Source organism: Lysinibacillus sphaericus (assembly GCF_001629735.1).
GTDB classification, from domain to species: domain Bacteria; phylum Bacillota; class Bacilli; order Bacillales_A; family Planococcaceae; genus Lysinibacillus; species Lysinibacillus pinottii.
In genome coordinates, this window is sequence record NZ_CP015224.1 from 3,200,399 (window position 1) to 3,218,557 (window position 18,159).

At 37.4% G+C, this 18,159-nt stretch carries 15 protein-coding genes and 1 riboswitch; of the genes, 3 read left to right on the forward strand and 12 right to left on the reverse strand.

Going from position 1 to position 18,159, the window contains the following annotated elements; genetic code table 11:
* Positions 1-128: 128 nt before the first annotated feature.
* Positions 129-2,024 carry a PrkA family serine protein kinase gene (locus A2J09_RS15775; RefSeq protein WP_031416834.1) on the reverse strand — a complete coding sequence of 632 codons (1,896 nt, stop codon included), beginning with the start codon at positions 2,022-2,024 and terminating at the stop codon, positions 129-131.
* Positions 2,025-2,239: 215 nt separating this feature from the next.
* On the opposite strand from A2J09_RS15775, the gene A2J09_RS15780 reads away from it, so the two are divergent.
* Both A2J09_RS15780 and A2J09_RS15785 read left to right on the forward strand, forming a co-directional pair.
* The gene (locus tag A2J09_RS15780; RefSeq protein WP_012292050.1) at positions 2,240-3,235 is read left to right on the forward strand and encodes a M23 family metallopeptidase; all 996 of its coding nucleotides are present in this window, start codon (positions 2,240-2,242) and stop codon (positions 3,233-3,235) included.
* Positions 3,236-3,499: 264 nt separating this feature from the next.
* Positions 3,500-5,194, forward strand: a complete 1,695-nt coding sequence (locus A2J09_RS15785) for a methyl-accepting chemotaxis protein (protein WP_012292049.1) — start codon at positions 3,500-3,502, stop codon at positions 5,192-5,194.
* A gap of 58 nt (positions 5,195-5,252) precedes the next feature.
* On the opposite strand, the gene A2J09_RS15790 is transcribed toward A2J09_RS15785, so the two are convergent.
* From A2J09_RS15790 to A2J09_RS15815, 6 genes are all read right to left on the reverse strand, one after another.
* A complete protein-coding gene (locus tag A2J09_RS15790) occupies positions 5,253-5,936 on the reverse strand; it encodes a hypothetical protein (RefSeq protein WP_012292048.1) in 684 nt (227 codons plus the stop codon).
* A 145-nt stretch (positions 5,937-6,081) separates the two neighbouring features.
* Positions 6,082-7,572, reverse strand: a complete 1,491-nt coding sequence (locus A2J09_RS15795; RefSeq protein WP_012292047.1) for a sodium:solute symporter family protein — start codon at positions 7,570-7,572, stop codon at positions 6,082-6,084.
* Positions 7,573-7,593: 21 nt separating this feature from the next.
* On the reverse strand, positions 7,594-8,346 hold the full coding sequence (locus tag A2J09_RS15800; RefSeq protein WP_012292046.1) for an SDR family NAD(P)-dependent oxidoreductase: 753 nt from the start codon (positions 8,344-8,346) through the stop codon (positions 7,594-7,596).
* Positions 8,336-10,087 carry a methyl-accepting chemotaxis protein gene (locus tag A2J09_RS15805; protein ID WP_036160424.1) on the reverse strand — a complete coding sequence of 584 codons (1,752 nt, stop codon included), beginning with the start codon at positions 10,085-10,087 and terminating at the stop codon, positions 8,336-8,338. The genes A2J09_RS15800 and A2J09_RS15805 overlap by 11 nt, the downstream gene beginning before the upstream one ends.
* Before the next feature lie 102 nt (positions 10,088-10,189).
* Positions 10,190-10,275, reverse strand: a riboswitch (cyclic di-GMP riboswitch).
* Positions 10,276-10,449: 174 nt separating this feature from the next.
* Positions 10,450-10,644 (reverse strand): hypothetical protein, encoded by a 195-nt coding sequence (locus tag A2J09_RS15810; protein ID WP_012292043.1) that lies wholly within the window; start codon positions 10,642-10,644, stop codon positions 10,450-10,452.
* Between the two features lie 147 nt (positions 10,645-10,791).
* Complete coding sequence (locus A2J09_RS15815) at positions 10,792-11,286, reverse strand: YehS family protein (protein ID WP_031416827.1); 495 nt, start codon at positions 11,284-11,286, stop codon at positions 10,792-10,794.
* A 187-nt stretch (positions 11,287-11,473) separates the two neighbouring features.
* On the opposite strand from A2J09_RS15815, the gene A2J09_RS15820 reads away from it, so the two are divergent.
* On the forward strand, positions 11,474-11,677 hold the full coding sequence (locus A2J09_RS15820) for an alpha/beta-type small acid-soluble spore protein (protein ID WP_008173624.1): 204 nt from the start codon (positions 11,474-11,476) through the stop codon (positions 11,675-11,677).
* Positions 11,678-11,754: 77 nt separating this feature from the next.
* Here A2J09_RS15820 and A2J09_RS15825 read toward each other — a convergent pair whose 3' ends face one another.
* The 5 genes from A2J09_RS15825 to A2J09_RS15850 form a co-directional block, all read right to left on the reverse strand.
* A complete protein-coding gene (locus tag A2J09_RS15825) occupies positions 11,755-12,951 on the reverse strand; it encodes an MFS transporter (protein ID WP_012292042.1) in 1,197 nt (398 codons plus the stop codon).
* Between the two features lie 313 nt (positions 12,952-13,264).
* Positions 13,265-14,626 (reverse strand): serine protease, encoded by a 1,362-nt coding sequence (locus A2J09_RS15830; protein ID WP_012292041.1) that lies wholly within the window; start codon positions 14,624-14,626, stop codon positions 13,265-13,267.
* Positions 14,627-15,087: 461 nt separating this feature from the next.
* Positions 15,088-16,584, reverse strand: coding sequence for a glycerol kinase GlpK (glpK, locus tag A2J09_RS15840; protein ID WP_012292039.1), 1,497 nt, complete (start codon positions 16,582-16,584; stop codon positions 15,088-15,090).
* 19 nt (positions 16,585-16,603) lie between these two features.
* Positions 16,604-17,407 carry an MIP/aquaporin family protein gene (locus tag A2J09_RS15845; RefSeq protein ID WP_012292038.1) on the reverse strand — a complete coding sequence of 268 codons (804 nt, stop codon included), beginning with the start codon at positions 17,405-17,407 and terminating at the stop codon, positions 16,604-16,606.
* A gap of 162 nt (positions 17,408-17,569) precedes the next feature.
* Positions 17,570-18,127, reverse strand: a complete 558-nt coding sequence (locus A2J09_RS15850; protein ID WP_012292037.1) for a glycerol-3-phosphate responsive antiterminator — start codon at positions 18,125-18,127, stop codon at positions 17,570-17,572.
* Between the last annotated feature and the right edge of the window lie 32 nt (positions 18,128-18,159).

Sequence of the window (18,159 nt, forward strand, 5' to 3'; positions counted from 1 at the left end):
TGAGAAACACTTTCTTGCACGTTTTTTATAAATTCCATAGTGCATTGCGTAAAAATCCCTCATTTTGATAGTAAAAGGAGTGCCCTGAATTGGGACACTCCTATCTGACTTGGAACAATAAAAGTTATTTATCGATTCAACAGGCTTCCTACATATTGCAGCAACTCGTTTGCAGATGTTGTATTATAACCATGCTCATCCACAAGTCTCGCGACTACCTCATTAATTTTCTTGAGCTGCGATTCATCCGGCATTTTTGATGAAGTTGTAATTTTCACTACATCTTTCAAATCGGCAAATAATTTTTTTTGAATGGCTTCTCGTAATCTTTCGTGAGAATTATAGTCAAAACGTTTGCCTTTTCGTGCATAGGCAGAAATACGAATGAGAATCTCCTCACGAAATGCCTTTTTAGCATTTTCCGAAATGCCAATTTGCTCCTCAATCGAACGCATTAATTTTTCGTCTGGGTTCATTTCTTCCCCAGTGAGCGGATCAAATAATTTATTTTTATTACAAAACGCCTCTACATTATCGAGGTAATTGTTCATCAATGTTTTCGCTGATTCTTCATAGGAGTATACAAAAGCCTTCTGTACTTCATTCTTTGCAATTTCATCGTACTCTTTGCGGGCAACCGCAATGTAGTTCATGTATTTCTCACGATCCTCCTGAGAAATGGAAGCATGCTGATCCAATCCATCCTTCAAAGCTCGTAAAACATCTAATGCATTAATAGATGGCACCTCTTTGCGGATAATTGCTGATGAAATACGATTAATAATATAGCGCGGATCAATACCGTTCATGCCTTCATTAGGAAACTCCTTTTTCAGTTCCTCTAAGTCAACGGAATTAAATCCCTCCACATTTTCTCCGTCGTACAAGCGCATTTTCTTAATCAGATCCACACCTTGTTTTTTCGGAACCTCCAATCTCGTAAGAACCGAAAAGATTGCTGCGGCCTTTAAAGCATGCGGCGCAATATGAACATGGGACATATCACTCTCTTTAATCATTTTTTCATAAATATGCTCTTCCTGACTCACCTTTAGGTTATACGGAATCGGCATAACAATAATACGGGAATGTAATGCCTCATTCTTTTTATTAGAAATAAAGGATCGATATTCGGTTTCGTTTGTATGAGCTACAATTAACTCATCCGCACTAATTAATGCAAATCTTCCTGCTTTGAAATTTCCCTCTTGCGTTAAAGATAATAAATTCCACAAGAATTTTTCATCCAACTTCAGCATCTCTTGGAACTCCATCATTCCTCGATTGGCTTTATTGAGCTCCCCATCAAAGCGATAGGCACGGGGATCGGATTCAGAACCAAATTCACCGATTGTGGAGAAATCAATACTTCCCGTTAAATCGGCAATATCCTGCGATTTCGGATCAGAAGGTGTAAATGTTCCTATTCCTACGCGTTTATCTTCTGAAAAAGAAATTCGTTCAATCATCACGTTTTCAATACGTCCATCGTATTCCTTTTCAAGACGCATCGTATTTAAAGGCGATAAACTTCCTTCAATTCTTATGCCATACTCCTCAAAGAAATCATTACGTAAATGATGTGGAATTAAGTGCAATGGGTCCTCATGCATTGGACATCCCTTAATTGCGTAGACCGCACCCTCATCTGTTCGAGAATATTGCTCTAACCCGCGTTTCAATAAAGTAACAATTGTTGATTTACCACCACTAACTGGTCCCATTAATAATAAAATACGCTTTCTAACATCTAACCTGCGTGCTGCTGGATGGAAATATTCCTCCACCAGCCTTTCAATTGCTGTTTCAAGCCCAAAAATTTCATGTCCGAAAAATTTGTACATTTTTTGCCCATCGCGTTCCTCTACACCAGCACTTTTTATCATATTGTAGACGCGTGAATGGGCTGTTTGTGCAACTTCAGGTCTTTCCCTAACGATGTTTAAATAATCTGCAAATGTGCCTTCCCACTTCAGCCTATTTTCTTCTTCGCGATAGCTTTTCACTTTATCTAAAATGTTAATAGCCTTCCCTCCATTCAGGGCTTGATTTATAACATAGTATGAAGTAAATGACATGATGATACCGATTACTTTTTCTTTAGTGAAGTTTCTTCTTATTATGGTTTTTTTTATGGCAAAAAAAACCGTGAAAACATGGCCTAAATCGTAAGGAAAAAGCTTTCTGGAATGAAGATAAAAATTTCGGTTATTCTAATCTTTAGAAAGGAGGTCCATCATTGCATCGTCATTTTATATTTCTTTTAACATTCATACTTTTAGGAATTACACTCTGCCCAGCCGACTCATTTGCAAAGGAGGAGGCAACGGAAGAAGAAATTGTGCAGCAGCGTATGTCTTATTATGTACAATTTGATGAATTGCTCATCCCTTGGCACTTTTTGGCTGCTATAGATCAATATGAGAGAAATCTACAATCCGTTCGAAAAGATATCCCTAAGCGAGATGGCTATTTGTCCATTCAATTTTCTGATGAATATTGGTCTGGTGCATTAAATCCTATAAAGGAAGACAGCAAACCCGAAACAATTAGCTATTTTGGAGGAATGGGCTTAGACGGAAATAACGATGGAATTGCTAGCCCTAAGGACGATGAGGATGTCATCTTCTCAATGGCAAGTTACTTAGCCAAATATGGAACAACTGATGAGGATTTTAAATTAGCCTTATGGGAGTACTACGGCAGCGAAGAAGCGGTCAATCAAATTTTTACCATTTCCACTTTATACAGACATTATAAAACCATCGAGCTTGATGCACATACCTTCCCACTTAATATCAGCTCTACTTACAGCTATAAAGGAACATGGGGCGCCAATAGAGGCTGGGGCGGACGTCGTATCCATGAGGGAACCGATATTTTTGCCAATTATGGAACACCTGTATTATCTACCTCCTATGGGGTTGTTGAGGTCAAAGGCTGGAACCAATTTGGCGGCTGGCGTATTGGTATTCGTGATAATCATAACTCCTATCACTATTATGCCCACCTCGGCAGCTATCATAAGGACATTGAAGTAGGTACAATTGTGGAGCCCGGCACGGTGCTCGGCTATGTTGGAAGCTCTGGCTACGGAAAAGAAGGTACATCTGGAAAATTCCCACCCCATCTTCATTATGGCATATACAAATTTAATGGTAGAACTGAATGGGCATTTGATCCTTATCCTTCCTTACTTCAGTGGGAGCGACAGGCAAAGAGTAAAAAACAATAAATATATGATTCAAGACACTTGAGGCATTTTGCTTCAGGTGTTTTTTCTTTGCCATTAGGAAATTTCACATAAATATTTTTTTCATATCTCTGGCCGCTGTACATATTTTACTACTCGTAAAAGAAAAATAATTATACTGTTGAACTAAAAAACTATTTTTAATTATTTTTACCAAATGGCTTATTAATCTATCAAAATAGTTATAAAATAAAAGTTGTTATTGATCAAAATACTCTATATGGAGTTAGGTAAAGGGATGGGGAAATGAAAGGCATTTTTCAGTTTAAAACACTTAAAGCAAAAATTTTAAGTGCATTTATACTTTTGTTAGTTTTAGTCGTTAGCTTTACAGCTTACACTTACACTTCCAATACAGCTATGGAGAAACAAGCAAAGGCTTTAGTAAAGGAAGATTTAGTAGTACTCAATGCAAGTAACAATTTAGCACTCTCTATGAGTGTCCGATTGTCAGCAGCCTTAAACTATGTGTTAACTGGTGATGAAAAATATAAGGAAACGTTTAATGAGTATCGTCAAATAGCTGAGGATAATAACGCGCTTCTGGACAAATATGATACATCCGAGGAACGCACTAAAACTGTAGAACTTGCACGTGATTGGAGCCAAATTGTGAAGACAGAGGTATTCGATGTCTATCAACAGGGCAATAAGGAACTAGCCTTAGAAAATTTAATGGATACACAAAATCTCGTGTCAAGCGTACGTAATGGCTATGAACAGCTCGCTAATGACCGTGAAGAAGCTATTACAGCTGTTGGTAATGATGTTGTAACAACGAGCTCTACCAATCGTACGATTGGTATTATTGTCAGCTCTATCCTAACAATTATTGGTATTTTAATTGCTATTGTTACAGCTAGTACGATTTCGAAGCCCATTAAGGTAGTGGCAAATCGTATGAAGGAACTAGCAGATGGTAATTTACAGCTTGACCCATTAACTGTAAAAACGCGCGATGAAATTGGAACGTTAATGTCTGCAGCAAACGATATGAATGATCAATTAAAGCAAACCATTCAATCCATCTATACAGTTTCTGAAACTGTTGCAGCAAGTAGCGAGGAGCTAGCGCAATCTTCCAATGAAGTACAGGCTGGTACTGAACAAATTACAGTGACTATGCAGGAGCTTGCTTCAGGCACAGAAACGCAAGCCTCTACAACGGGTGATTTAGCAGAAACAATGACAGCGTTCAAACGTAGTATTCAAGAAACAACACAGGAAGGTACCGAGCTAAAAGATCATTCTAGCCAAGTTCAAGATTTAACGATTAGTGGCAAAAATTTAATGATTCAATCTACACAACAAATGGCCGCTATTAATGAAATCATGTTAGATTCCGTGAAAAAGGTTGAAAATTTGAATGATCAGTCTGCTGAAATCTCAAAATTAGTTTCTGTAATAGACGATATTTCAAACCAAACTAATTTACTAGCTTTAAATGCAGCTATTGAAGCGGCGAGAGCAGGTGAACATGGTAAGGGCTTCGCTGTTGTCGCAGATGAGGTACGCAAACTTGCCGAACAAGTGCAATTCTCAGTTACTGATATTTCAACAATCGTCAATCGGATTCAAGGTGAGACAGGTACTGTCACTACTGCCTTACAGACAGGCTATGAGGAAGTCAAAAGAGGGACAGCACAGCTTGATCAAACAAGTGAAACATTTGAACAAATATCTAGTGCTGTAGAGGATATGATAGATAATATTACGACTATCTCTAATAATTTAAATCAACTTGCGGATGGTTCCGAAACGATCAATGCTTCTATTGATGAAATGGCTTCCATTTCACAGGAATCTGCAGCAGGGGTTGAACAAACGACAGCGACTGTGGAGGAAACAGCCGCTACTATGGATGAAATAGCTCGAAGTGCTAATCTGCTCGCTGGATTAGCCGAGGAATTAAATGGCCAATTAAAACAGTTTAAAATTTAAAAACGATGTTAAAAGCTATCTCAATTTTTCGGATTTGGGATAGTTTTTTATCTTTTCTTTATTGCCAATGTCTAATTGGCACTCTTTCCAGCTCATGACGTTTTATAATGACACTTATCTTTTGAAACCATTTCTCACATAATTCCATGGCTTCTTCGTATTCTTCCTCATCTCTCGCAATAGGATGTTCACCCTGATCCATAAACATATATTCTAAAATAGGCTCTGATAAATGATCGACTACAAACTTTAATGATAGTTGTGAAACGGTATCATCCTCTTCAACTTCCTCTTCTTCTTCTGCTACATTCTCCTCCTCCCCTAACAACGAGCCACTCATTAAGTAATTTTTAGTTCTGAGGACAAACATTTCATCCTCCATCATAGCTACTTCATAAATTTTACTAAACGGAATTTCTATAATTTTAAGTTCTTCCTCTAACTCTTCCCTATGAGCGAAGATGAGCATATTTGTATGTTCATTTAACAATAACCCCTTTAAAGCATCCTGTGATATTAGGCATTGCGTATGAGGAATCGCCTTCATCTCCTCTTCACTAGCTTCCTTCATTTCTGCATAATTTTGTGATTCGATATAACGCTCTTTTATATACCGAATAATGCCTATACTCACTAACGTTAGCCCGATTAAAAAAAATAGCTGCTTAATAATGGCTACTTCAATTGCATTTGCTAGAAAAAAATAGATGATCCCTAATAAAATGAAGAAAATAATGTTCATTCATATCCCGCCTTTATGAAGATAATCCGCTAGAGAAATAGTTGAATATACTAGCAATCTATTCATGAATCTATCTTTTCATACTTATTTCTCTCACATAAAAAAACATGAGATCAGTAAAAGTTCAATGATCTCATGTTCTCTATTAACGACCGACTAATTCTTCTTTACTGCCTACGTCATCTAGTGTTTTATCTTTTTCTATTTTGTGCATCTCAAGGACATGCTGTGATGGTGGCACTAGTAGGCTTACTACTACAATCGTAATTCCTGTTATTACAACACCTGAAAATACTGGTGCCTGCCACAATTCATTTAATAGACCAAGAAATCCTTCTGATTGGATGGTTAAACTAGGGACAAATGTCAATGAAGTAACAATGTAATAGATTAAGCCAACTGATATACTTGCCCAAACAGCAGGTGTACTCACACGTTTCCAAAATGGTCCTAAAACGATTGGCCAGAATATCGTTACAAAAATGACATCCCAAGCTAAATACGCTAAATCAATAACCTTTTGAAAGCTTATCGCTAACACTAACCCTAGCAATGCACTTGAAAGTATGACAGAGCGTGAGAATCTTAGAAGCTTTTTAGGATCAGGATTTCGATTAATAAAATCTAAATAAATGTTCTTTGTGACAATTCCCGAAGTCGCTACATAGCATGCGGCTACCGTTGACATCCCCATAGCTGCCATGGCCGTTAAAAAAATAGCTGCCAAAAGCGGAGGGAAATAACCTTGTGCAAAGGTAAGCATCAATGTTTCTGGGTTAGTACTATTAGGGTAAATAGATTTGAAAGCTTCACCCAACATTCCTGGAATCCAGCTGATCGCAATAACTATAGTCCCCGCAATGATCATACTGCGCTGAGCTACTTTTGGACTTTTCGCCGCTGCGACCCTTTGACCAAGATCAACTGCTGGAATGTCCCCAAGTGCTAAGACAAGATATAGCGTCCAAAACTCGGCTCCTGCCTTGTCAAACAATGTATGAATATTCCACCACTCAGGGTTAAAAGTCACATCAGGATAATAAAATAAAATAAAGATAGTAATTCCTAAAATCCCTGCTATGGCAAGCGCACCTTGTACGATTTCTGTATAAGCGACTGCCCATAAACCACCTATAACTGAATAGATAGCTGTTAATGATACAAATAGAAGTGCTGCAGGAATGAAGTCAATTTGTAATAGTTGCTGAATAATATATGTACCACCGACTGTTAATGCCGCCGCATTAAACACACCAAAGGCAATGGCCATTACGACACCTGTATAGGCTCCTAACTTTTTACTACCATAGCGTAAGCCATAGTAATCTGCTAATGTCCAGCCCTTTAAACGACGTAGTGGCTTTGTCCAAATGAGTGCGCCAAGTATCATACAAGTACCTAAGCCACCCATTGTTGCTGAACCTTCAAAGCCTCCGCTCGTATAGCCTGATCCTACTGCTGCAAAAAAGAATGGAGCAGCTAATAAAGCCGCGACTAAACTTCCAGTGACCACAGAAAGAGGCATACTCCAACCAGCAACAATTAAATCCTCTGCGGTATTGACACGCTTGTACCCTTTATAGCCAATATAATAAATAAATACTAAGTATAAGCTAAAGATGATTATATTTAACATGCTCGTACTCCTTAGTTTCCATTATCCATTCATTACAACGCCACCATTAGGTGTTAATATTTGACCTGTATAGAAATCAGCATGCTGAGAGGCTAAAAATAATACACTTTTGGCAATTTCCTCTGGCTGCGCTAAACGTTTTAATGGGTATTTTGCAGATTCTTCCTCAACATAGTTGTCCCCAAACTCTTTTAAAATGTCTGTAAACGTACCACTTGGCGCTACTGCATTAACAAGAATTGTTGGTGCTAATTCTCTAGCTAATGCTTTTGTAAAGGCATTTATAGCACCTTTGGCGGCGGAATAATGTGTAAATTCTTCACATCCTAAGCTCCCAATATCAGAAGAAATATTAATGATTTTCCCTGTGTCTCGTTCTTTCATTCTTTTAGCAGCTTCACGGCAATTATAGAAGCATCCATATAAATGAACCTTAATCATTCTGTCCCATTGCTCATCTGTTAAATCGGTAATGCTGGATGCCTGTGCAAACCCAGCATTATTCACAAGAATATCAATTTTGCCTAAATGCTTATCCATATATTGATACATGTCTTGCACTTCCTCAGATTTAGAAACATCTGCATGAAACGTCAAAGCTTTAATACCAAACTTTTCAGCCTCCATTCGCACTGCCTCAGCTTCAGGCTTATCTCCAATATAATTGATTACTATATTAGCCCCATGCTGAGCAAAGCCTAATGCAATGGCTTTGCCGATCCCTTTACTAGAGCCTGTTATTAAAACATTTTTCCCTGTAAAATCAATGTTCATCTTGATCATTCTCCAATTTAAATTTTGTCACAAGCGCTTGAAGCTCTTCTGCTGTTTGTCCAAGCGCTGAGGATGCATCTTTCACTTCTTGCATTGTCGTTAACTGCTCTTGTGTAGATTTGGAAACATTAGAAGAGAAATCAGCCGATAATTCTGCAGATTGTTTAATGTTATTAACGGATGCAGCCACTTCCTCCGAGGAGGCAGATATTTGCTGAGACGCTGCAGAAATTTCACGTATTTGATTTGCTACTTCTTCTGAGGAAGTAAGAATTTCCTTAAAGATTTCTCCCACCTCATTAGTAAATGTCATCCCTACTTTTACATCCTCTTTTCCTTTTTCCATAACAGTAAGAGATGCATTGGAATCTGCCTGAATCGAACTAATTAAATTATAAATTTCAGTTGCTGACTGCGAGGATTGCTCAGCCAATCGTCTTACCTCATCAGCGACAACAGCGAAGCCCTTACCATGTTCACCTGCTCGTGCCGCTTCAATGGCTGCGTTCAGTGCTAAAAGATTTGTTTGGTCTGCAATAGCTGTAATTAAGCTAACAATGTCACTAATTTTTTTAGTATTGACATGTAAGCCGTTAATTGTTGTGCCAATTTGCTCGACTGATTCATTAATTAATTCCATTTGTGCAATAACCTGATGCACAACTTGATTGCCTCGTTCAGACGCTTGTGATGCTGAAATAGAAGATTCCGTTGCTGTATTAGCCGAGTCAGCAATTTGTTGGATACCAGTTGCAGTCTCCTCCATAGCAGCTGCCGTTTCCTCGGTCATTGTCATAGAAGCTTCTGCATTTTGAGTAATTTGCTTTACATCATTCGCAATATTGGTAGAGCTGTTATAGGTCTCACCAGCATTGACAGTTAATTGAGTCGCTGCTGAAGAAACGTGATTCGAAGTATTTCTGATGTTTAAAATAATATGTTGTAAATTGGCAACCATTGTTTGAATAGATGCTGATAAATTGCCGATTTCATCTTTAGTAATATCTAAATCCACATTTATTAGCTCTCCATTTGCTACTTGGTTTGCTACATTTACCACTTTCTGAAGTGGCTTTAATAAACGATCTATAATTATGTAAACTAAAACTAATAAAATTAAAATTCCTATAATTGCAATGACGATTTGCTTAATAACACTTGCTTTAATAATGGTATTGATATAGTCCGCAGAGTAATCAATTCCTAAGAGCGCTATCAATTGTCCATTATCATCGTGAATGGGGCTGAAAACAGTTCTCCAGGAACCAAAGGGATCCTCGAATATATCTGTTACTTCTGTACTATTATTTTGAATAGCTAATTTTGCTGTTTCTACATGCTCATTCGCTAAATCGGTAAAAATTTCACCTGCTTCATAGACCTCATTCAAATTAGATGTATAGCCAATCGGATTGACCCCACCTTCATCCTGCACATCCCAAATATAACTCCAACTCATAATACCCTGTTGTTCTTGAATCAAATCGAGTTGCTTTTGTACCTTCGTAAATTTCGCGTTTGTTTCCCCTTTTTCAGACAATAAATCTTTCACTTCATCACTATCTAAATTCATAGCTGTTAACAAACCAACACTTGTTAATTCTTGTTCCAAATCAACTGTCATACGATTGTTTAATTCTTTAATACTTTGTGTAGTAATGACGGCTATAAGCAATAACACAACAATGGAAACCGTCAGTAAAAGTTTGTTTTTTAATGAGATGTTTTTCCATAACTTCATGACTTTCTTCCTCCTTATACGTTTTTGCAAATAAAAAGCCTATTCCGAAAGAAATAGGCATAAAAGAACTTAAACTAGAATTTAACGGAACAACTAGCACTCTTTTGCAACCTAGCTATCTAAGTAAATATTCCCTTAGACCTGTAGCTTTGCATCTTTACTTTTTAGTAAATTTGCCTATATTTTCCCTCCCAAAATTAACACAATGGGAAAAAGTAGTCAATGCTACCAATTTTAAAATGTATAATCTTATACTACTTCATTACTAGTTATTCATTTATAGAGCAAAATAAAAACAGCTACAACATGAATACATATTGTAGCTGCATATTTTTCCACTTACCCCTAAGTGTTTGAATAATTTATACGTTTTGTGTCATCAGTAATACAGATGGTATAAATGATAGAGCAAACATAGCCATATACCATAATGAAGTACGTCGTAAAGAAAAACGAACTTTTTTTCGTTCTGCATAAAAAATATCTAACATAACTGCAACAATAAAAGGCATTGTAACACATGCAATAGCTACTAATAAGATGTCAAAATAAATCATACAAGCACCCCTTTATTTGTGAACATTTTCCATCTTTTTTGTGAACATTTTGTGATAACTAAATTGTACACAATTTCGTCACAAAATGTCAACTCATTTAAAAGAAAAAAATGGTACTTTATGATTTATTCTCGCTACATTAGCGCATTATTCTCTATATTTATATGTTAAACCTCTTAAAAAATTACGAACAAATGAATCGCCACATTCTTTATAATTACGATGACTTGGGTTTCTTAAAATCGCACCTAATTCACCTTTAGTAACTTTTATCCCACCATCATATAATATTTCAAGCATGTCCTCAGTTGTTAAAGCTAAGGCAATTTTCACTTTTTTTAATAGCATATTATTTGGGCTTTCTTTCCCCGAGACAGGTAATGGACCTTCTGGCTGTCCTTCTTTAGTCTTTTGAGGACCACGTTTAAATGTAATCAATCCATTCAAAAAGGCTTCTAACATTTTGTTATTACATTTGATGTATTGTTCTGGTGCATCTTCCTCATCATTAACCTTTAGAAGCATGTTTAATATTTCTTCCTTCGTATAATCCATGCCACCAAGCTTAAATATTTCCACCATATCTACATTTTTTATATCTAACGCATAGCGTAAACGAATTAGAATATCATTATTCGTCATTAATAAATTCCTCCTTTTAATCAACCTTCTTTAGCAAAGAGCCAGGCTTTATTATAACAGACAGTTTGCTCATTTTAGCTTGATTTCCACAAGTTGTTGCTGTTAGCAATTAGCGTGTGCGTTTCCTTCTTTTTAAATGTATGAAAAGTTTGTAGGCAACCATTCTAAATGCAAGGAGGTGAGAATAATGGCTAATAATAATCGTAGCTCAAATAAACTTCTAGTACCTGGTGTACAAGAAGCTGTGAATCAAATGAAATATGAAATTGCACAAGAGTTTGGCGTTCAGCTTGGGCCAGAAGCATCTTCTCGCGCTAATGGTTCAGTTGGAGGAGAAATTACAAAACGCCTCGTAGAAATCGCTGAGAAGCGTTCAAAGGGTTTATTATAATTAAAAACTAATAAAAAAGAACGAATCCCTCTCCTCCTTTTGAAGAAGTGGAATTCGTTCTTTTGTAATTAATAGAATTAAGCTGTTTGCAAGGCTTCAGTTGAGCCTTTAAGCGTTAGCATGACCATAAAGGAAATGCCATATAGTGCTGCTAAGTAAATCATGACGACTGTCATATCATAACTTTGTAAAATATAGCCGACAAAGATTGGTGAAAATCCTCCTATTGCTCGGCCAAAGTTAAAAATTGTATTTGTTGCTGTACTACGAATTTGCACAGGATAGAAGCTACTAATTAATGCACCGTAGCCAGCAAACATACCATTAGAGAAAAATCCTACAATGGCACCGCCCATTAATATAGCCACAGCTCCTGTCGCAAAGGAGTAGAGAAAGACTGCACATGCAGAAGCCAATAAAAAGATACCAAATGCACGTTTCGCACCAAAACGATCCATAAATCTTCCGAAAGTGAGCATGCCAATAATCATACCGACTGCCGTACTAATTGTCCACAATGCAGAGCTTGAAACAGATAAGCCTTGCGATTTTTGGAGCATTGATGGTAGCCAGATCATCAGACCATTATAGCCTGCAATTTGAACAGTAGCCATTAATATTAGGGAAAGGGTTGTCATAGTGACACGAGGTGTTACAAATAGCTGTGCCAATTTCCCCTTTTTTTGCATGTTGCTTTCATTTTTTTGCGATGCCAGCCATTCTGGTGATTCATGAAGATTTTTTCGTACAATAAAGGCAAAGATCACTGGCAATACACCAATAAAGAATAGTGCTCTCCATCCTAATGTCGGTAAAATAACGGCGCTTAATAAAGCTGCTAATATTACCCCATACTGTGCACCTACACTCACATAGGAAGATGCTCTTCCTTGTTTATTTTTTGGCCAAGCCTCAGCAACAAGCGCCATTCCAATACCGTATTCTCCACCGGCACCTAGTCCAGCGATAAATCTATATACATAAACTTGTTCAATACTGGTTGCTACTCCTGTCAGGGCTGTACCGATTGCAAACAAAATGATCGTATATGTGAACACTTTTACTCGACCATACTTATCTGCGAGCACACCGAAAATAATCCCACCTAAGAGCATGCCTATATTTGTGATGGATGAAATCAATCCACCTGTTGCAAGATCGATGTTAAATTCTGCAATAATCATTGTCATCGCAAAAGAAATAAACATAATGTCCATTCCTTCTAGCGTTAACCCGGCCACTGAAGCGACCACGGTTTTTTTACGATAATCCATTCTTTCTAACCTCCAGATGTTTATTGTCTTTCTCTTTTAGAGTTCAGGTGAATGGATTATAGCTGTCTTGTCCATTCTCTTTTGAAGCCTCACAGGACTTCCTTTAAAAGAGGTGTATTTGAACAAAAATAAAAGCCCTTTAGTCAGAGAAGACAAAAGGGCATGCTAAATTAAAGATATTATAAGCCTAAGAATATCATGTAGCCCTTTTCAGCCTCTCTGGACCGTATTAAAGGTAATTTATTTCGTTCATTTATACCGTTCTACATTCTATAAGATTATGCATAAAAAAGCAATGGTTGAATAGTGGAAACTAACTAGGTAACTCAATAAAGTTTTGAGCAAATTGATAGATAACATGAGCTGGTACAGCCAAATTAAGATTCTGACCATCATCAAATCCAGCTGTAATTAAACCGACCAACCTCCCTTGCATATCCAATAAAGCACCACCGGAACTTCCGTTTGAAATAGCAGCTGTAAATTGAACCATAGACATTTTTCGTATATCCCTAAATCCAGCAACAATTCCATCAGAGATCGAATTAAATAAACCTAGAGGACTGCCAATCGCTACAATCTTTTGTCCTCTGACTAAATGACCATCCATTTTAACAGGTAAAGGTTGGCTTGTTCTGGCCACTTTCAAAATAGCCAAATCATGTATATCATGATATTTCACAAATTGATGCGTAGTATATTCGTTTGAATCATTTTCATATAGCACAGAATAATATTCCCCACCACTTACAACATGCAGGTTCGTTAAAATATAACCCTCTTGATGAAGAACAACACCAGAACCAAAACATATCACTTTGTGATCTACTCCAAAGGTTTTAATCATGACAACTGATGTGGCTAAAGAAGCTAACTGTTCATAACTACACTCTTCTCTTGTAACCATTCTAGAACTAGGGGTTGGGAGAATCGTCGGTTGTTGTGGTGGTATGCTTTTCATTGAGAGCATTTCAGGAATTATGAATTCTTTTTCATAGTAATCCGAACAACTCTGCAAATTAGATGCGGCTGCTATGATAGGATACAAATTAGTGATATCCCCTTTAGGATTCATATAGCATATATCGCAGCCAAGTGTCGATAAGAAATATAAAAATAATGATTCATGCTGCGTAATGTCACCTATAAAAACAATTTTAGGGGATGCTTGATTTTCCTTAGAAAAAATTTGTGGTAAATAATAATCCATCCAATATAAAAATTTAACTGCAAAGTTTTTTAGTAAAGTGTCATTCGCATGCGGCTGTTGTTCTTTAAAAAGATGGAGAATATTTTTAAAGCTAAGCTTTTTTGTCCATTCGAGTTGATTATTCGCTAATTTACCGCATAAAGATGTCTCATACAGTAACTGTATACTATCAGCAGCAGCCTGCCATTCTCCCCAAAGCTCCGACAGTCTATCTGCATCTTTCTTATTATTGATGACCTCAAGCCTATGTAGTCGTAAATAAAATACGCTTTGCTTTGTGAAATACTCATCCATTTTTAAAATATCTTCTTTATAAAGATCTACAGAATCAGGTATACCAATATATCGTAGAAAGACTACTTCCTTCGTAAGGGCATTATTGTTAGGACTGATCTGCATAAACTCCTGAAAAGGATTAGCTAACTTTTTATACTTAATTTTTAACGGTCTCATTGTCACAACCATCTTCATACAACTCCTATAAGCACGTCATTACATATAATGGTACTTATATACAATTCTCTGACATCTCTCTAAATCCTCTATTCCTAACGACAAAAATGCACAATTCTATAAAGAATTGGACGCTTTCTTCACCTTCCTCAAATAAAAATATCAGAAGTATGACGAATGGTAGGCCTTGTATAAATAAAAAGCCGTGCATACCAACAAGAACCCCGCCATCAGCATCTGTAGCTAGAGCACCAATAGCTAATGCAAATGGCAAAACAGACTGATTGAAAAGTCAAACCAGCTATACGATGGACTGTTTGAAGAAGAATTCATGCCAGAAGAAAAATTGGACATCAGTTAAGATCTATCTGGAGACAACATAAAAAAATAGAGAAATCCAAATTTGAATGCATTCGAATTCGGATTTCTCATTAATTGAAGCTAGCTATGCCCCAACCTCTCAAATGTTTGGCTTACTTAAATACTTGCGCTGCCGCAACAGCCTTTTTCCATCCTCCATAAATTTTATCACGATGGTCATTACTCATATTTGGTGTAAATTGACGATCTAAATTCCAATACTTGCTGATTTCCTCTGTCGAATGCCAATAGTCAACTGCTAAGCCAGCTAAATACGCTGCACCTAAAGCTGTTGTTTCATTAATAATGGGGCGATCAACAGGAACATCCAATAAATCTGCTTGGAATTGCATTAAGAAATCATTGGCCACAGCTCCGCCATCTACACGTAATTTTGCTAATGGAATATTCGCATCAGCCTCCATTGCCGCTAATACATCCTTTGTTTGATAAGCTAATGATTCTAGTGTCGCACGTACAAAATGCTCCTTCGCTGTTCCTCGTGTTAAGCCAAAGATAGCTCCTCGCACATCAGAATCCCAATATGGTGTTCCTAAGCCAACAAATGCTGGGACAACATACACACCATCTGTTGACTCTACACGTGTTGCATATTGCTCTGATTCACTTGCACTGCGGAACATACGCAAGCCATCACGTAACCATTGAATCGCAGAACCTGCTACAAAAATACTGCCCTCTAAAGCATACGTTACTTTGCCATCTAAGCCCCAAGCTAATGTAGTCAATAGGCCATTATTTGACTTCACAGCCTTTTCTCCAGTGTTCATTAACATAAAGCAACCTGTGCCATATGTGTTCTTGACCATACCTTCCTCAAAGCATGCCTGACCAAATAGTGCTGCTTGTTGGTCACCTGCAGCACCCGCAATTGGGACAGCAGAGCCAAAGAATAATGCCTCCTCTGTATACCCGTAAACTTCAGAAGAAGGACGTACTTCTGGTAGCATTGAGGCTGGAACAGTTAAAATTTCTAATAGTTCTTCATCCCACTTTAAATCATGGATATTATACATCAATGTACGAGAGGCATTTGAATAATCTGTTACATGTACTTTTCCACCGGATAGCTTCCAAATTAGCCAAGTATCAATTGTACCGAATAGCAATTCTCCGGCCTCCGCTTTTTCACGAGCACCCTCAACATGATCTAAAATCCACTTCACTTTTGTACCAGAGAAGTAAGCATCTATTAATAGACCTGTTTTTTCTCGGAATAAATCATTGTAACCGCTTTCCTTTAATCGCTCACAAATATCATTCGTTTGACGTGATTGCCAAACAATTGCGTTATAAACAGGCTTGCCAGTATGTTTATCCCAAACTACTGTTGTTTCACGTTGATTGGTAATCCCAATCCCTGCAATTTGACTTGAACTCACACCTTTTTCTGATAACACTGTTGCAATACAAGATAGAATAGATGACCAAATTTCCTCTGCATGATGCTCTACCCAGCCTGCTTGTGGAAAATGTTGTTGGAATTCTTGTTGTGCTGTGTGTACGATTTTACCCGTTTCATCAAAAAGAATAGCCCTTGAGCTTGTAGTTCCTTGGTCTAACGCTAAAATATATTTTTTTTCTGACATAGAAATCCCTCCAAATAAATTAGTCTTCTACTTGAACATTTTTAACGGTTAATTGTGCTCCTATGAAAATAGCAATCACAATCACTGCAACAATCCAAAATGCTAAACTATTTTTCCCTTCGAATATTTGTTGGAAAAACAATGCACCAAATGTACCACCAATAATGGGACCTACAACTGGTATCCAAGCATAACTCCAACCAGAATCACCTTTGCCTGCAATCGGTAAAATAAAATGCGCAATACGCGGACCTAAATCACGTGCTGGATTTATTGCATAGCCGGTAGGGCCCCCTAAAGCCATCCCAATTACAATAATTAACAAACCAACTAAAAATGGATTTAAACCATCTGTAATAGTATTTGTACCTAACGCTAAAATCCCTAAAACTAAAATAAATGTTCCTATCATTTCTGATAATAGATTTGATAAAGGATGCTTAATAGCTGGCATTGTGGAAAATGGTGCTAATTTAACATCAGCATCTGCTGTTGCCTGCCAATGTGGTAAATACATAAAGTAAACAAGCGTAGCCCCTAAAAATGCACCAATCATTTGTGCGGCAATATAGGATGGCACATCTGCCCAAGGAAAATTTCCAATCGTGGCAAGGGCAATGGTTAGTGCCGGATTTAGGTGAGCACCACTGATTCCACCTACTGCATAAGCTGCCATTGCAACCCCAAGCCCCCATGCAAAGGTAATAACAATCCATCCACCACCAAAGCCCTTTGATTTGTTTAACACGGCACCTGCTACTACGCCGCCACCAAATAAAATAAGAATCATTGTGCCGACCAGCTCAGCTGTAAACGTAGACATAGTTTAATCCCCCTTTGTGATAATAGCCCATAGAAAACAAAAAGGAACCCACATCCAATCAAACTACATTACTACATGTAGTTGAACAAATGTGGGTTCCTTTTCCTAACCACGTGCGTATGAACTTATGTCCATTTTAGAGAAAAAAACATACAGAGTCAACTATTTTTTGAAATTTTCCCATAATTGTCTATTGGATGTTGTAACGGCGATAGCACCACCAGCTAATGCTTCTTCAATATTGTCCACTGTACGCACTAAGCCACCTGTAATAACAGGGATTTGTGTACGCTCATAGATTTCCTGAATCATCGATGGAATAATGCCTGGTAATAGCTCAATATAATCAGGCTGCGCTGTTTCAATCATCGAATAACTTTTCTCAAGAGCAATCGTATCAATCAAAAACACACGTTGAATAGCCATAATTCCACGAGCTTTGGCTTTCATTAGCATATTGGAACGAGTTGAAATAATGCCAGCTGGACGAATATCATTACATAAAAAGTCTGCTGCAAAATTATCTGTTTTTAAACCATGAATTAAATCCGCATGAATAATTAATTTTTTTCCATGTCGATATGCCTCACGCTTTAAAGACATCAATAAGCTAATGTGCACCTCCAATAGCACAATATAATCGAATGGACTTGCTATTATCTCGTCAAACTGCTTGACGGTACGCGCAGCAGGAATCACCTGTTGATTATCAAAATGCATTCCATTCTCTCCTTCCCTTATAATACAGTGTG

Excerpts from the sequence above, each read along its gene's own strand:
- A2J09_RS15815 (WP_031416827.1), bottom strand. The coding sequence starts at position 11,286 with ATGACGAATAATGATATTCTAATTCGTTTACGCTATGCGTTAGATATA.
- A2J09_RS15785 (WP_012292049.1), top strand. The coding sequence starts at position 3,500 with ATGAAAGGCATTTTTCAGTTTAAAACACTTAAAGCAAAAATTTTAAGT.
- A2J09_RS15810 (WP_012292043.1), bottom strand. The coding sequence starts at position 10,644 with ATGATTTATTTTGACATCTTATTAGTAGCTATTGCATGTGTTACAATG.
- A2J09_RS15820 (WP_008173624.1), top strand. The coding sequence starts at position 11,474 with ATGGCTAATAATAATCGTAGCTCAAATAAACTTCTAGTACCTGGTGTA.
- A2J09_RS15790 (WP_012292048.1), bottom strand. The coding sequence starts at position 5,936 with ATGAACATTATTTTCTTCATTTTATTAGGGATCATCTATTTTTTTCTA.
- A2J09_RS15795 (WP_012292047.1), bottom strand. The coding sequence starts at position 7,572 with ATGTTAAATATAATCATCTTTAGCTTATACTTAGTATTTATTTATTAT.
- A2J09_RS15800 (WP_012292046.1), bottom strand. The coding sequence starts at position 8,346 with ATGAACATTGATTTTACAGGGAAAAATGTTTTAATAACAGGCTCTAGT.
- A2J09_RS15805 (WP_036160424.1), bottom strand. The coding sequence starts at position 10,087 with ATGAAGTTATGGAAAAACATCTCATTAAAAAACAAACTTTTACTGACG.
- A2J09_RS15845 (WP_012292038.1), bottom strand. The coding sequence starts at position 17,407 with ATGTCTACGTTTACAGCTGAGCTGGTCGGCACAATGATTCTTATTTTA.
- A2J09_RS15830 (WP_012292041.1), bottom strand. The coding sequence starts at position 14,626 with ATGGTTGTGACAATGAGACCGTTAAAAATTAAGTATAAAAAGTTAGCT.
- A2J09_RS15825 (WP_012292042.1), bottom strand. The coding sequence starts at position 12,951 with ATGGATTATCGTAAAAAAACCGTGGTCGCTTCAGTGGCCGGGTTAACG.
- A2J09_RS15850 (WP_012292037.1), bottom strand. The coding sequence starts at position 18,127 with ATGCATTTTGATAATCAACAGGTGATTCCTGCTGCGCGTACCGTCAAG.
- glpK (WP_012292039.1), bottom strand. The coding sequence starts at position 16,584 with ATGTCAGAAAAAAAATATATTTTAGCGTTAGACCAAGGAACTACAAGC.